A 13,854-nucleotide genomic window follows, 5' to 3' on the forward strand; every position below is an offset into this window, starting at 1 on the left:
TAACCACTAACCACTAACCACTAACCACTAACCACTAACCACTAACCACTAACCACTAACCACTAACCACTAACCACCGAACAGGAACGACGGAAAAAATGAAAATAGTAATTATAAATTACGGCGCGGGGAACATACAGAGCATCAAATTTGCGATACAGCGGTTGGGCCATCAGGCGGTTTTGAGTAATGATGAAGCGGAGATCCGTGCTGCGGATAAGGTTATTTTTCCCGGCGTTGGGGAAGCGAGCAGTGCAATGCAAAAACTTCGGGACAGTGGTCTTGATCAGGTGATTCCTACACTGAAACAACCCGTTTTGGGCATATGCCTGGGCATGCAGCTCATGTGCAACGCCTCGGAAGAGGGAAACACTGAAGGGTTGGGCATTTTCGATGTCGATGTCGTTCGTTTTTCCAACCAGCTAAAAGTACCACAAATCGGATGGAACCAAATAACCGACCTCAAATCACCATTGTTTCAAGAGGTAGCGGACAACGAACACATTTATTTGGTACATAGCTATTATGCGCCCATGGTAAAAGAAACCATTGCCGAAGCGGAATATGGCGTGCGGTATAGCGCTGCGCTGCATTGCAACAACTTTTATGGAACACAGTTTCACCCCGAGAAAAGCAGTACGGTAGGAGAACGGATATTGAATAATTTTTTGATGATGGTATAATGGCAGCATCAATAAAAAGAGGATTTGACAATATGGATGTCGATTTTGTTCACGCCTATCTTACCCAATCGTATTGGGCGGCGGGAAGAACAAAAGCCGATGTAATCAAATCCATGAAAAATGCGATCTGCTTTGGTGTTTTTGTAGAAAAACAACAGGTCGGATTTGCAAGGATCGTTACCGATCAAGTGGTCTTTGCCTGGCTTATGGACGTTTTTATTGACGAAATGCATCAGGGAAAAGGTTTTGGGAAAAAGTTGATCGATGCCATTTTAAAGATTCCCGAGCTGGAAAACGTAAACGGGGTAGGGTTACGCACTAAAGATGCGCACGGACTCTATCGACAATATGGGTTTGACGCCATACCGGATGGAAGCACTTGGATGTTAAGAAATAAGAAGTAAGCCTAAAAAAGTATTTTGTACGTCCGAAAAAAATAATGATCGGCGGACAAGAGCGATAAAATGAAATTATAAAGACGCAAAACGGGTTCATTTGACCCTGTAGCAAAAATGGTATAAAGCCAGCATTATGAGAATAATACCCGCAATAGACATTATCGACGGAAAGTGTGTTCGGCTGTCCAAAGGCGATTATGACACCAAGAAAATCTATAATGAAAGCCCTTTGGAAGTTGCAAAACAGTTTGAAGCGCACGGTATCGAGCACCTGCATCTGGTAGATTTGGACGGGGCAAAATCCAAACATATCGTCAACCATAAGGTGCTGGAACAAATTGCGGTAAAAACGAACTTGCAAATCGACTTTGGAGGCGGATTAAAAACCGATGAAGATTTAAAGGTTGCCTTTGAAAGTGGCGCAAAACAGATTACGGGAGGCAGTATTGCGGTGAAGGATAGGGAAACGTTTCTTCGTTGGGTCCAGGAGCACGGCGCCGATAAAATCATTCTCGGAGCCGACGCCAAGGATGAAAAAATAGCGGTATCGGGATGGCAAGAGGCGTCCTCCGAGTCGCTTATCCCATTCATACAGGAGTACCAAAAAAAAGGGGTGCGGTATGTGATTTGTACCGATATCAGCAAGGATGGGATGCTGCAGGGTCCCTCTTTTGGGTTGTATGAAAAAATTATTACCGAAACTACTTCCGCTAATAATGATTCGGCGGATATTAAGCTAATTGCCAGCGGTGGAATTTCCACTTTTGATGAGCTTCCAAAACTGGCGGAAATCGGTTGCGAAGGAACCATCATCGGAAAAGCGATATATGAGAATAAAATACAGTTGAAACAATTGGAAGCCTTTATCCTATCCACATAGCCATGGAAAAAGCGATGCTGACCGAAATAGTGGAAAATGCGGTATACCGAATAGACGAAAATACGCGTATGGTTCAAAAAAGCCTTGCCCATATCGACCATGAGGCTTTATGGCATGTCCCGAACCGGGCGATGAACAGTATTGCCAATCTCATTTTGCATTTGTGCGGCAATATGGGCCAGTACGCCATTGCTTCCCTAGGGAACGGCTCGTACAAGAGGCAACGAGATTTGGAGTTTTCGCGACGCTCGGGAGAAACGAAAAAAGAATTGTTACAGTTGTTGTTGGATACGGTGGAAAAAACCAAAGCGGCCATACAGGAAAGTACCGTTGAGGAATTATTGAAAAAACGTAAGGTACAAGGGTATCGTTTTTCCGGTCTGGGTATTGTTTTTCACGTAGTGGAACATTATTCCTATCATACCGGACAAATTGCCTATTTGGTGAAACAGATGAAGCATATCGATTTGGGTTTCTATGATGGAATCGATTTGAACGCACAATGAAAATTATAATCGCCCGATATGGAGCGATTTTATTAACACAGATTAGGTAAATAGATGTTAGCAAAAAGAATAGTGCCCTGTTTGGATATCAAGGACGGCCGTACGGTGAAGGGCGTGAATTTTGTTGATTTACGCGATGCCGGCGACCCGGTGGAACTGGCCGAAATATACAGTAGGGAAGGTGCCGATGAATTGGTGTTTTTGGATATATCGGCCACGGAGCAAAAAAGAAAGACGCTTGCGGACCTGGTATACAGGGTTGCCGAAAAAGTAAGCATACCCTTTACGGTAGGAGGCGGTATCTCCTCGGTAGCCGATGTCGATATTTTATTGCAGAACGGAGCCGATAAGGTATCCATTAACTCCTCTGCCGTTAAAAATCCGCAACTGATCAACGATTTGGCCGCTAAATTTGGGTCGCAGTGTATTGTTGTGGCCATCGATGCCAAACAGATCAACGGGGATTGGAAAGTGCATTTGGTAGGAGGTAAGGTACCTACGGAGCTCGATCTTTTCGAATGGGCAAAAGAAGTGGAGGCCAGGGGAGCGGGCGAAATACTGTTCACTTCTATGGATCACGACGGTACCAAGAACGGATTTGCAAATAAAGCGCTTGCACACTTGTCCGCAACATTGAATATTCCTATCATTGCCTCGGGAGGTGCGGGCAATATGCAACATTTTGAAGATACCTTTACCGAAGGTATGGCAGATGCCGCATTGGCCGCTAGTGTGTTCCACTTTAAGGAAATCCCGATTAAAGAATTGAAAGAGAAATTACGATCGAGCGGAATACCGGTTCGAATTTAAAAAAGCATAGGACAAATTGATCAGGGCAACAAAAAAAGATAGGAAATTAGTGGTCGATATATTGGTAGAGGCCTTCTATCCCTTACAGGACGATAACTCCATCAATTTTATTGTTCGGCACGATGAAAAACGGAGGTATCGGATGCGTTTGTTGATGGAATATCTTTTCGATAAAGCCCTACGTACCGGCGAAATCTTTTTATCGGATAATTTGGGCAGTTGTCTTCTGACTACCTATGCCCATAAGGACAATTTTAGTCTGGCCAAGCTATTTTCGACACTACGTTTGGCCCTGTTCTGTATCGGTTTGCCACGAATAGGCGACGTATTAAAGCGCCAAAAGATCATACAGCGGAACTATCCCAAAGGAAAGTATATTAGACCGATGATTTTTGCGGTCAAAAATGAATATCAAGGAACGGTAACGGCGGCCAAACTCATTATGCAGGTATATAAGGAAAAACAGCACTTGGAACTCCCGATCATTGTGGACACTGCCAGTGAAGACCTTGTAAAACTCTATCAAAAATTTGGCCTCCGCATTTTTAATACCGAAAACGATCTCGGGTTCCCTATTTATATGTTACGGATGGACAAGGTCCCGGATATGAAGGGCGGAAAGCAACAAAAGAAAGTAAAAAAAGATGAATCAAGAATTCAAGTTTAATACCCCGGATTGGGGAAAGGCCGAAAATGGGCTCGTCCCGGCCATCATTCAAGACGCTAGCACTAAAAAGGTACTGATGTTGGGGTATATGGACGATGCCGCGCTTACTAAAACCCAGAAAATGGGAAAGGTTACCTTCTATAGCCGTAGCAAAAAACGCTTATGGACCAAAGGGGAAGAAAGTGGTCATTTTTTGGCCCTTGTCGATATTAAAAATGATTGCGATAACGACACCTTATTGGTTACCGTTGATCCTCAGGGCCCTACCTGCCATACGGGAAGCGATACCTGTTGGGGAGAGGATAACAGCAGTAATTTCGGGTTTCTATCCCGTTTAGAAGCTATTATCGAACAAAGGCGTACTGCGGCAGATGGGAGTTCTTCTTATGTAGCTTCCCTATTTGAAAAGGGCATCAACAAAATTGCCCAAAAAGTTGGGGAAGAAGCCGTTGAAACCGTTATCGAGGCCAAAGACGATAATGATGAGCTGTTTTTAAATGAAAGTGCCGACCTCTTGTTCCATTACCTTATTCTACTTCAAGCCAAAGGGTTTACATTGAAAGATATTGAGGCGGTATTAAAAGGTAGGCACTAATTCGTACAATTCATTGGTTCTCTTAAGTTGTACCCTTGGAAAAGTTCTTTGTCTAGGACTTACTCTTTTTTAATAAGCTGAGAAGAACCGCTCAATTTTTTTTTAATGATGTCGGCATCACCTCTATAGATAAGTCTACTAGCTCCCGAAGCTATAACTTCCATGTTTTTGATAACAGCGATATAGGCGTCACTTGCCCCTGACAAACGCAAGTCCGCTGTTTGAATGTTTAAGTCGAAATCGCGCAGTTCACTGCTTCCCGAAAGAGCGATATGCGCGTTTTTAACTGTTCCACTTAAGTCGCTTTCGGAAGCACCGTTCGATTTTAAGTACAACTCCTCCACTTGTAGTGCACCATCAAAATCGGATGACCCGGAAAGACTTATTGAAAGGTTAGGTACCGAAAGTTGGTTTTCCAGAATTATTTTTGCCGCCCCATTGATATCGAATGCCGAAAGCGTTTTGGCTTGTATATACACTTCTAGTGTTGCGTTCCCCCGAATACGTGCGGATTTTTTTAGTCCGATGATCAAATCGTCATCTTGTTTTTCAATAACGACTAATTTTTGAACATCCTCGTTAGCGACTAGGATGATGCTTTCGTTGGTTTCCGAAAAAGTAACGAAAACGTTGAACGCATCCGATACTTTGAGCGCCGTATAATCTGAGATATTGATCTCTTTGTTGATAACATCTCCTGAGGCCGTAATGGTTTCGACATTACAAGAGTGGAATAGACCGGCAGTAATCATAACAATTACAAGTAGTTTGAGTTTTTTCATAACCAGGTTAAATGAATAGTTTTGTTAAAATGAGCGCGTTTTCAAATGATTTGCTACGGTCATTATTGGTTCGAGGTTATTTCGTTTGATGTTGAAAGCATTGTTTTACGCAGTTTTATTACCGGTATCCATTGAAAATTTACAGGAAACCATTCCGCGGTTTCCACTGCGGGTAGTGCCGTGTCCGCATTCAACTCCTTTATAAATACTTGGTTGTTAACGGAAAATACGTGCTTGGTATGTATGACGTTGTGATGTACGCTGTTTTGGGGCTGTTCTTTAATTTTCATCTTGTAGTTTTAGTGGAATTATAGGTTGCGACAACCCGCCTTGGGTTATTGGATGTTTTTCTTATACCGATTTCGTCCCAAGTTGAAAACGCCGACTTTGATCCCTATTCCGGCAGAAAAACCGTTTATTCTGGTTACCGGCGAACTTGGAATGGAAAAAGTGCTTGAAAAGCGGTACTTAATTCCGGCTTCCAGTTGCAGATATCTGGAAATGTTGAACAAGGCGCTAACACCGGGTTCCAGAACGAATATGGCATCGATATCATCCTCATCAAATTCCTCTTCAAGATCATCGTCGTTAAAGTCGTCCCCAATAGCTCCGACACCCCCGGCGGCGATAAGTACCGGGAAGGAAAGGTTCACTTTTCTTTTGCTGAATAAAATGGGTTCTAGGTGCAGTCCCATATATGCCCCTATAAGGTCTTCTTGTCGGGAAAGAGCCGGATTAAACCTGTTTTGATCGGAGTAGAAGAATTTGCCTTCGAAACCCGCTTCGAATTGTTGGTTGGCTACGTAAGCGAGTTTTAAACCGCCAATGAACGTGTCTTCCCCGTCCAGTTCCCCAACAGCGGTGGTAAGGCCCAAATACACCCCATGTACAACATTGTTGCGGTCATTGAACTCAAGATAATCCTCGTTTCCTTCCGTTTGTTTTTCCGAAGGTTCCTGTGCATATGCCAAAGCTGTCGCTATAAAACACAACAAGCCCAGCACTAGTGATCGATACTTCATTTTACGGTTTTTAATTGATTGTTTTCGGTTTTCTGTTCTTTTTTTATGCTAACATGGCTCCAAAAGGGAGTGTTTTGTAATCACTCTTCTTTTAACAATACCACACCCTTTTTGCCATTCACGGAAATTTTCCCGGATCCTTTAGATCCATAGGTCGCTCGAATTTCTCGAATGCGTTTTCCTTTGTCTATCATTTTCGTATTTACGTTTTTAAACGATTTCGGAATGCGCAACAAGCCCTGTTCCAAGGTCGCTTCAAAGTTGAAATCGAGATCTGAAATATTCAAACTGATTTCAGAGGATTCCTGTGTAAGATCTATGGTCGGTTCGCGACTCATGAAGCGGGACACTCTAAAATCCGCTATTTTCATTAACATCTTTATTGCTCCGCTCATTTCCCGTACACGCATTTCACTAAATTTCAATTCCCCATGTACCGATCCCAAAGCGGATATGTCAATATTATCTTTACTGGAATACAATTCTAACGACCGTATATTTTCAATGGTGATATCCGAACCAGAACTGTTGATTCGTAGGTCTTTGGCACCCGTCATGTCAAGTCCACCGTTTTTTAACCGAAGGGTGCCATAATCGATCGTTTTTGCTCTCAATTTCCCATATTTTAAGTTCAGGTCTATAGCGTTCAGATTTTCGTTTATCCACACATCACCATGTTGGATCTCACCTTTTAGCTTTCCGCTCCAATCCTCGATAATCAGGTCGCCAAAAGTATTGGTCACCTGTAGTTCAGCGTTTTTGGGCAAATACACGGTATAGTTGATCTCTACATTACTGCGGTCCGCATCAAAAGGGTTTACCTTGTTAAAATATTTCGTAAAGAACCCCGTATTTTTATCCGATATATCGGAGGCAATGGATATCAGGTCGTTCTTTTTGGTATCGATTATGGCTATACGTCCCAATAAATTTTCGGCGTATTCTTTTTTCTTGTGAATGGCAGTGATCTTCACCAATACCGATACGTTATTTTTGTCCCAACCGTTTACCGTAACGGAGCCATATTTGTTGGTTAGCTGTACTTTGCCCTTGTTGGAAAGAACAAATTCCTTATCCACCGTTTTCGTAAGGCGCTCCTGCCCGTGACCCGAGGAGCCGAGCATCGCCATACAGGCAAAAAGCACCAATCTTTTACAAAGTGTATCCATAATCATCATCAATTATTTTCGACCCATTGATTTGATCTAACAAGTTTTCAATGAGTTCTATTCTTTTTTTATAGTTTTTTACAATGGCCTCGAGCACAATTTCATTGTCCAAGTTCTTGTTCATCTCCAATCGTAATACCTTATATTCTGCATCCAACTCGTTAATAAATCCCAGAAATTCCTTTTTATCCTCTTGCGAAAGGTTGGGGTGGTTTTGCAAAAGTTCAATTTGCTGTGACACCAGGCCCATATAGTGTGTATCGATATCGATGAGTTCTTTATCCACAAACTGCGTTTGTTCCGTAGCGCCGTTCCTAGCGAAAAAACCAATGGAAGCCGCCAAACCCACCAAAAACAATAAGCTTGCCGCAATGCCAACACTTCTGGAACGCCAAAGCGGCAGTACTTTCTGTTCCGGTAAGTCCCCTTCTATTTTTGCCCAAAGCATTTCGCGATCTGCCTTATGCTCGTCAAACTCATTTTTATGTTCTTGAACGTACTTTTCAAAATTGTCCATTACAACGTCTTTATAATTGTGATCAGTTTTTTCTTTGCCCGATGGTATTGTGATTTGGAGGTAGAGGGACTAATGCCCAGTACCGCTCCTATTTCGATATGGTCATATCCTTCTATCAAGTACAGGTTAATGATCTGTTTGTAACCCATCGGAAGTTCGGCAATACCTTTTTTCACCTTTTGAATGTCTATTTCCGTGTCGACCACCATTTCTTCCTCTGTCAAGTGAAACTCATGGGCTTCCAAGGGAACAATAGGAATTCGTTTTGCTTTGAGATGATTGATGCTGCTATTGATAACGATTCGTTTTAGCCATGCCCCGAATGTGCTATCATAATTGAAGGTTTCTAAGTTCTTAAATGCCCTTACGAAACTTTCTTGAACAATATCCTCGGCATCTTCCTTGTTGCCCAGCATTCGATACCCAATATTATACATCGCATCCACGTATAGCGTATACAGCTCGTATTGCGCGTTACGATGGCCTTTCTTGCATTTTTCAACAAGCGTCCTGTGCGTAAAATGAATATTGGGTCCCAATTAAATTTGCTTGGTTATCATCACATCTATAATGTAATGCTATTCTAAAAGACAGTTCCGAATTTGAAAGGTTGCACCCGGAAGGAAAAAAATAAAGAAAGGTAAAGAATTTGAGGGCCGAGAGCAGTGCCGTTTTAAAAAATTCTATAAAACATTTTGGTTTTGGAAGCGATGTTCCCTTTTTGTGTGAAGATTCCCAATCTTTAGTTCGCCCTGAAATGAAAACGGTTGTAGTCAATTGAAAAAAGGATATCGACGTTTTTTAAAAAGCGTTTTCCTTCTAGTAAGGTGCAACCCTTTGTTTTTCCCGTTGTCCCTAATAGGGAAATCAAAAAACAACACCTAACAGAAATGAACATGCTTCTAAAAAAGAATATCAAAATGGAACTTAGGGGGTACTGTTGCCTCTTTTTCCTTTTAAGTATCGGTGCGGTTATGGCCCAAGGTACCTATACCATAAGTGGTACCATTACCGATAAGGGCAATGGAGAAACCCTTTTTGGTGCCTCGGTCTTTTTAAAAGGAACGCGTTTGGGGGGCGTTACCAATGAATATGGCTTTTATTCCCTTACGGCCCCAGAAGGAACCTATACAATGGTCATTTCCTATATGGGATTCCGTGATGTGGAGCAACAGCTGGTATTGGACCAAAATCAAAAGCGGCATCTGGAACTATCGGAAATTTCTACCAATTTGGAAGAAGTCGTGGTTACGGCCGAGGAGCCCGAAAGGGCCCTGCTCAAAAAGCCCGAAATGAGCGTGGCGAAGATGAACATTGCAACCGTAAAACGGATGCCGGTAGTATTGGGTGAAGTGGACATTTTAAAATCCCTTCAAATGCTACCCGGGGTAACCAACAATGGTGAGGGTACAGGAGGTTTTCATGTCAGGGGAGGCGGACAAGATCAGAATTTGGTGCTGCTCGATGAGGCGATCATCTACAACACTTCCCATATGTTCGGATTCTTTTCCGTTTTTAATGCGGACGCCATCAAGGATGTAAAATTATACAAGGGGGGAATTCCCGCTCGTTTTGGAGGTCGTGTTTCCTCCGTACTCGATGTACGGCAAAAAGACGGGAACAAAAAGCGCCTGGCCCTTACCGGCGGTATCGGTTTTATTTCCAGTCGGTTGGCGGTAGAAGGACCCATGTTCAAAGAAAAGGGTTCTTTTTTGATCGCGGGACGCCGTTCTTATGCCGATTTGTTGCTAAAGGCCGCCGGAGAAAAGAACAGTGTTGGGTTTTACGATTTAAATTTAAAGACGAATTATAGTATCGATAGCAGTAACAAACTTTACCTATCAGGTTACTTCGGCAGGGACAACTTTGAATTGGGCGATAGTTTTAACAGTGGTTATGGAAACACTTCGGGAAATCTCAGATGGAACCATATTTTTAACGATAAACTTTTTTCGAACCTATCGCTAATTGCCAGTAAATACGATTATAAAATCGGTATAGCCCTGGATGAGTTCGACTGGGTGTCGTCCATCAACAATTACAACGTCAAATATGACCTTAAGTACTATTGGAACGATAGGTTTAAACTTGATTTTGGGGCAAGCGGCATCTACTATGATTTTGACCCTGGCCAAATAAAGCCTACCTCGGATAATTCACCGGTAAACCCCTTGGCTTTGGACCGGAAAAGGGCTTTTGAATCCGGTGTATATGCCAACGTGGAGCACAAGCTTACCGATGAACTTACCGTTCAGTATGGTCTGCGCTATAGTATGTTCGACCGCTTGGGAGGACAAGCAATGGTCGATTATGCCGAGGATAGACCGGTAGTGTACAATTCGGTGCTCGACATCTATGAACGGGGTACCGTTATCGGCGAAACCGATTTCGAAAAAGGGAAAACTATCGAACGGTTCGGGAATTTGGAACCTCGAGCGTCCCTAGCGTATGAACTCAACGAACGTTCCTCGATAAAGGCGGGATTTTCAAGGGTGGCGCAATACATACATCTGCTGTCCAATACCAGTTCGGCAACACCATTGGACGTATGGACACCCAGTGGTCGGTATGTTGCGCCCCAACTATCGAACCAGTATGCGCTTGGTTATTTTCGAAATTTAAAGGACAACCGGTATTCATTGGAAGTAGAGGCATATTATAAAAACGTTGCCAATCGAATCGATTATATCGACGGCTCCGACTTGATTGGTCAAAACACTATAGAAACGGAAATATTGAACGGGGAATCAAGGGCTTATGGGTTGGAACTTTTACTCCGTAAAAATGAAGGTGATTTTACGGGATGGATTGCCTACACCTTATCCAAATCGGAACAAAGGACTCCCGGGGGTGCAGCGGGCGGTGCCGGCATCAATAATGGCGCCTGGTACAACACCCCCTTTGATAGAACCCATGATATTTCCATATCGGGATCGTATCGTTTGAACGATAAATGGGGTTTTAGCACTAATCTGGTTTTTCAGACCGGAAGGCCGGTTACCTATCCCAATGGCCAGTATCAGTACGAAGGGCTGTCGATCGCAAGCTATGCCGACCGAAATTCGGACCGTTTGCCCGCTTACCACCGCTTGGATCTTGCGGTAAATTATAAACCGAACCGACGCCCGGACAAAAGATTGAAAGGGGAATGGGTGCTGGGTATTTATAATGCCTATGGGCGTAAGAATGCCGCGGCCATCTCCTTTGGCCAGAATATTGAAACAGGCGCTAACGAGGCCACCAGAACTGCCATTTTTGGTATTGTACCATCCCTTACCTATAACTTTAAATTTTAAAAAAATGAATAGCTATAAAACAATCCTTTTTCTATTGATGGCCACAGGTCTTTTTTCATGTGAGGACGTTATCGATGTTCCAGTGCAAACCGCGGCCGCACGGCTGACCATAGAAGCTTCCTTGGATTGGGAGAAAGGTACGGCAGGAAATGTACAAACGATAAAACTGAGCACCTCCACGGCATTTTTTGATACCGTTAGCAACACTGCGGTCACTGGCGCGCAGGTAAGTGTAACCAATACGGACATGTCGGCTCAGTTCGATTTTGTGGACCAGGACAACGGAACGTATACCACAACGGAATTCGTTCCGGTAATAGGGCAGTCCTACACACTGGAAATAGTGTATAATGGTGAAACTTATCGTGCTACGGAAACCTTGAACCCTGTTACGGAGATTTCAGAGGTACTGCAATCCCGGGACGATGGCTTTAGCGAGGACGAGCTTGAGGTACGTATTATCTTTACCGATCCGGAAGAAGAAGGAAACAACTATCTTTTTAAATTTCAAAAGCTTGGCGAGTTGTTACCGACCCTAGAAGTGGGCACTGACGAATTTATAAATGGAAACGAAATCGATTGGTGGTATGAAATAGAAGAAGATGAGGATACCGAAACGATAGAAGCTTTTGCACCTGGGGATGTTGTCAATATAGAAATGTACGGCATTTCCAAAGCATACAACGATTATTTAGAGATTTTGACAGATCAGGTAGGAGGCGTTGGACTCTTTGAGGCTACCCCCGTAGCGGTAAAGGGAAATTGTGTCAATCTTACAAACCCGGAAAATTTTGCACATGGATATTTTCGGCTGACCGAATTCAATAAAACAAGTTACACCTTTGAATAAGGGCTTGCCAAGTTGTCCTGTTCTATCAGGCGACGTAGTCCGGCCGTATTTCATTGATCATGGAGGTCGGTTGAAAGGATACATTTCAGTGTAAGACTTTCAGTGTCTACGAATTTTCAACAAGTCCGCAATCGCAATTGGCGGTCAGTAATTTTTATGGATTATATAATAGCTTAATGCCAACCGTTTACTGCCGCTTTGATGCAATGCTGAAAAAGAATTTTACACGCTTCCTATGAACCTACACTTTTTTAAATGCATGGTGGTATGGTTTAGGCGCTATTCTTTAAGGGGTTTTCGCCGTAAAGGATATTTTTTGAAGAAGGTAAGGCTTCTCCACAACCATTCGAACGGGCCATAATAAAAGTGTTGCAACCACTTTTTACTGTATACGATTTGTATTGTGATCAGGGCCAGGGCGATAAAAAAAGTATAGGTGTTTTGAAGCACCCCCAAATACCCTAGGCCCCACCCAAAAAACAGAAAGGTTCCGATCAAACTCTGTAAAACATAGTTCGTGAGGGCCATTCGGCCAAAAGGCGCGAATTTTCCAAGCAAACGTTCCATTTTGCGTTTTCGGTACAGTACTACAAAAAGGGCAATGTAGAGGAAGGTCATGGTCATATTGGCCAAGTCCATTCCCGTAAGTCCCACCATGGCCGTCCAATTGTTCATTTGAACATCCGGACCAATACTTGAGAATGCCGCTGCCGTAACCCCCATGGCAACGACCAAACCGACTCCCGACCAGATCAATACCTGCTTGGTCATGTTTTTGTCGGTTCGAAACCGTTTAAAAAAACCGATACGGCCGGCATAAAGTCCAATTAAAAAGAAGGCAAAGGTAAAATAGCCTCTTCCGAATAAACCATATTGAAAGTTCAATTTATCCAAATGCCCCTCTACGGCATTCGTTTTGAATACCTCCAGGAGACCTCCCTCCTTCAAGGTGTTGTAATACCCGACTACCCTAGGGGCGTCGGTTCCGGTAGTGTCGGTCTGTTCCAAGAACAGGTGCTCGCCCCCGAAGTATTTAAAAATCACAAACCTTCCCAATCCTAAAAACAGTATAAAAGCTATCCCAAGTATCCATTTTGATCCAAGCCTGTAAAAAGGAATCAGGAATATTCCTAAAAAAGCATAAACGGTTAAAATGTCGCCCCTATAAAAAAAACTGTGCACATAACCGATACCTAGCAGTAGTAGTAAACGCCATAAAAACCTTCCGGCAAAAGGGACTTCTTTATTGCGTGCATTGTCCATTTGAATGAAAAAGCTAAGACCGAACAAAAATGAGAACAGCGCGATGAATTTTCCTCGCAGGAAAATACCGATAAGGGCGTTGATGATTTGGTCGGTTATGCTTGGATTAACACTTTCATAAAAGGCGGAAGGGGCCTGGGCACCAATATATTGTTCTACGATATGGCAAATGGCGATACCGGCCAGTGCAAATCCCCTCAAGGCATCGATAATCTCGATTCTTTCATTTTTGGTGGCCATAGGTAATGTGTTAGGCGTATTTCATCGTTTAAGATACAATAAAAGCGCTGGAACCGCTAAATGGTAAAGAGTGATAAGTTGAAAGTAAGTGATGAGTAGGTAGTCAATAGTGTCCGGTTGTAACTAAAAGATTTTCAATTGGTTGCAATTGTCGTTCTTTGAAATTTGAAATTCGT

Annotated in this window: 16 protein-coding genes; 9 read left to right on the top strand and 7 right to left on the bottom strand. The window is 43.0% G+C overall.

Translation table 11 applies throughout. The features are described from left to right. The first annotated feature begins 98 nt into the window (after positions 1-98). The 7 genes from hisH (at position 99) to hisIE (ending at position 4,539) form a co-directional block, all read left to right on the top strand. Positions 99-683, top strand: coding sequence for an imidazole glycerol phosphate synthase subunit HisH (gene hisH, locus ACRD7P_RS20525; protein ID WP_430909661.1), 585 nt, complete (start codon positions 99-101; stop codon positions 681-683). Next, entirely contained in the window at positions 683-1,087 is a 405-nt protein-coding gene (locus tag ACRD7P_RS20530) for a GNAT family N-acetyltransferase (protein WP_430909663.1), read from the top strand. The genes hisH and ACRD7P_RS20530 overlap by 1 nt, the downstream gene beginning before the upstream one ends. Before the next feature lie 127 nt (positions 1,088-1,214). Then, positions 1,215-1,961, top strand: coding sequence for a 1-(5-phosphoribosyl)-5-[(5-phosphoribosylamino)methylideneamino]imidazole-4-carboxamide isomerase (hisA, locus tag ACRD7P_RS20535; protein WP_430909665.1), 747 nt, complete (start codon positions 1,215-1,217; stop codon positions 1,959-1,961). A 2-nt stretch (positions 1,962-1,963) separates the two neighbouring features. Then, the gene (locus ACRD7P_RS20540; RefSeq protein ID WP_430909666.1) at positions 1,964-2,467 is read left to right on the top strand and encodes a DinB family protein; all 504 of its coding nucleotides are present in this window, start codon (positions 1,964-1,966) and stop codon (positions 2,465-2,467) included. A gap of 54 nt (positions 2,468-2,521) precedes the next feature. Beyond that, complete coding sequence (gene hisF, locus ACRD7P_RS20545; protein ID WP_430909667.1) at positions 2,522-3,277, top strand: imidazole glycerol phosphate synthase subunit HisF; 756 nt, start codon at positions 2,522-2,524, stop codon at positions 3,275-3,277. 49 nt (positions 3,278-3,326) lie between these two features. Then, positions 3,327-3,944: a GNAT family N-acetyltransferase gene (locus tag ACRD7P_RS20550; protein ID WP_430909669.1), complete on the top strand. Its 618-nt coding sequence runs from the start codon at positions 3,327-3,329 to the stop codon at positions 3,942-3,944. After that, complete coding sequence (hisIE, locus tag ACRD7P_RS20555; RefSeq protein ID WP_430909670.1) at positions 3,922-4,539, top strand: bifunctional phosphoribosyl-AMP cyclohydrolase/phosphoribosyl-ATP diphosphatase HisIE; 618 nt, start codon at positions 3,922-3,924, stop codon at positions 4,537-4,539. The genes ACRD7P_RS20550 and hisIE overlap by 23 nt, the downstream gene beginning before the upstream one ends. 59 nt (positions 4,540-4,598) lie before the next feature. Here hisIE and ACRD7P_RS20560 read toward each other — a convergent pair whose 3' ends face one another. From ACRD7P_RS20560 to ACRD7P_RS20585, 6 genes are all read right to left on the bottom strand, one after another. Beyond that, on the bottom strand, positions 4,599-5,321 hold the full coding sequence (locus ACRD7P_RS20560; protein ID WP_430909671.1) for a head GIN domain-containing protein: 723 nt from the start codon (positions 5,319-5,321) through the stop codon (positions 4,599-4,601). A gap of 62 nt (positions 5,322-5,383) precedes the next feature. Beyond that, positions 5,384-5,611, bottom strand: a complete 228-nt coding sequence (locus tag ACRD7P_RS20565; RefSeq protein ID WP_430909672.1) for a hypothetical protein — start codon at positions 5,609-5,611, stop codon at positions 5,384-5,386. A 45-nt stretch (positions 5,612-5,656) separates the two neighbouring features. Continuing rightward, positions 5,657-6,343: a hypothetical protein gene (locus ACRD7P_RS20570; protein ID WP_430909673.1), complete on the bottom strand. Its 687-nt coding sequence runs from the start codon at positions 6,341-6,343 to the stop codon at positions 5,657-5,659. 80 nt (positions 6,344-6,423) lie between these two features. Beyond that, a complete protein-coding gene (locus ACRD7P_RS20575) occupies positions 6,424-7,512 on the bottom strand; it encodes a hypothetical protein (protein ID WP_430909674.1) in 1,089 nt (362 codons plus the stop codon). Beyond that, positions 7,496-8,029 carry a hypothetical protein gene (locus ACRD7P_RS20580; protein ID WP_430909675.1) on the bottom strand — a complete coding sequence of 178 codons (534 nt, stop codon included), beginning with the start codon at positions 8,027-8,029 and terminating at the stop codon, positions 7,496-7,498. The genes ACRD7P_RS20575 and ACRD7P_RS20580 overlap by 17 nt, the downstream gene beginning before the upstream one ends. After that, positions 8,029-8,568, bottom strand: a complete 540-nt coding sequence (locus ACRD7P_RS20585) for an RNA polymerase sigma factor (RefSeq protein WP_430909676.1) — start codon at positions 8,566-8,568, stop codon at positions 8,029-8,031. The genes ACRD7P_RS20580 and ACRD7P_RS20585 overlap by 1 nt, the downstream gene beginning before the upstream one ends. Positions 8,569-8,925: 357 nt before the next feature. On the opposite strand from ACRD7P_RS20585, the gene ACRD7P_RS20590 reads away from it, so the two are divergent. Both ACRD7P_RS20590 and ACRD7P_RS20595 read left to right on the top strand, forming a co-directional pair. Further along, positions 8,926-11,325, top strand: coding sequence for a TonB-dependent receptor (locus ACRD7P_RS20590; RefSeq protein ID WP_430909679.1), 2,400 nt, complete (start codon positions 8,926-8,928; stop codon positions 11,323-11,325). A gap of 4 nt (positions 11,326-11,329) precedes the next feature. Beyond that, the gene (locus ACRD7P_RS20595) at positions 11,330-12,175 is read left to right on the top strand and encodes a DUF4249 family protein (protein ID WP_430909677.1); all 846 of its coding nucleotides are present in this window, start codon (positions 11,330-11,332) and stop codon (positions 12,173-12,175) included. A 279-nt stretch (positions 12,176-12,454) separates the two neighbouring features. On the opposite strand, the gene ACRD7P_RS20600 is transcribed toward ACRD7P_RS20595, so the two are convergent. Further along, the gene (locus ACRD7P_RS20600; RefSeq protein WP_430909678.1) at positions 12,455-13,678 is read right to left on the bottom strand and encodes a DUF418 domain-containing protein; all 1,224 of its coding nucleotides are present in this window, start codon (positions 13,676-13,678) and stop codon (positions 12,455-12,457) included. Between the last annotated feature and the right edge of the window lie 176 nt (positions 13,679-13,854).

Origin of the sequence: Maribacter sp. 2-571 (genome assembly GCF_050589625.1) — a bacterium.
Classification (GTDB): Bacteria; Bacteroidota; Bacteroidia; order Flavobacteriales; family Flavobacteriaceae; genus Pelagihabitans.

What these genes read in the sequence shown, in the direction of transcription:
- ACRD7P_RS20530 (WP_430909663.1), top strand. Translation starts at nt 683, where the DNA reads ATGGCAGCATCAATAAAAAGAGGATTTGACAATATGGATGTCGATTTT.
- ACRD7P_RS20590 (WP_430909679.1), top strand. Translation starts at nt 8,926, where the DNA reads ATGCTTCTAAAAAAGAATATCAAAATGGAACTTAGGGGGTACTGTTGC.
- ACRD7P_RS20540 (WP_430909666.1), top strand. Translation starts at nt 1,964, where the DNA reads ATGGAAAAAGCGATGCTGACCGAAATAGTGGAAAATGCGGTATACCGA.
- ACRD7P_RS20580 (WP_430909675.1), bottom strand. Translation starts at nt 8,029, where the DNA reads ATGGACAATTTTGAAAAGTACGTTCAAGAACATAAAAATGAGTTTGAC.
- ACRD7P_RS20600 (WP_430909678.1), bottom strand. Translation starts at nt 13,678, where the DNA reads ATGGCCACCAAAAATGAAAGAATCGAGATTATCGATGCCTTGAGGGGA.
- hisIE (WP_430909670.1), top strand. Translation starts at nt 3,922, where the DNA reads ATGAATCAAGAATTCAAGTTTAATACCCCGGATTGGGGAAAGGCCGAA.
- hisF (WP_430909667.1), top strand. Translation starts at nt 2,522, where the DNA reads ATGTTAGCAAAAAGAATAGTGCCCTGTTTGGATATCAAGGACGGCCGT.
- ACRD7P_RS20570 (WP_430909673.1), bottom strand. Translation starts at nt 6,343, where the DNA reads ATGAAGTATCGATCACTAGTGCTGGGCTTGTTGTGTTTTATAGCGACA.
- ACRD7P_RS20560 (WP_430909671.1), bottom strand. Translation starts at nt 5,321, where the DNA reads ATGAAAAAACTCAAACTACTTGTAATTGTTATGATTACTGCCGGTCTA.
- hisA (WP_430909665.1), top strand. Translation starts at nt 1,215, where the DNA reads ATGAGAATAATACCCGCAATAGACATTATCGACGGAAAGTGTGTTCGG.
- ACRD7P_RS20565 (WP_430909672.1), bottom strand. Translation starts at nt 5,611, where the DNA reads ATGAAAATTAAAGAACAGCCCCAAAACAGCGTACATCACAACGTCATA.
- hisH (WP_430909661.1), top strand. Translation starts at nt 99, where the DNA reads ATGAAAATAGTAATTATAAATTACGGCGCGGGGAACATACAGAGCATC.
- ACRD7P_RS20595 (WP_430909677.1), top strand. Translation starts at nt 11,330, where the DNA reads ATGAATAGCTATAAAACAATCCTTTTTCTATTGATGGCCACAGGTCTT.
- ACRD7P_RS20575 (WP_430909674.1), bottom strand. Translation starts at nt 7,512, where the DNA reads ATGGATACACTTTGTAAAAGATTGGTGCTTTTTGCCTGTATGGCGATG.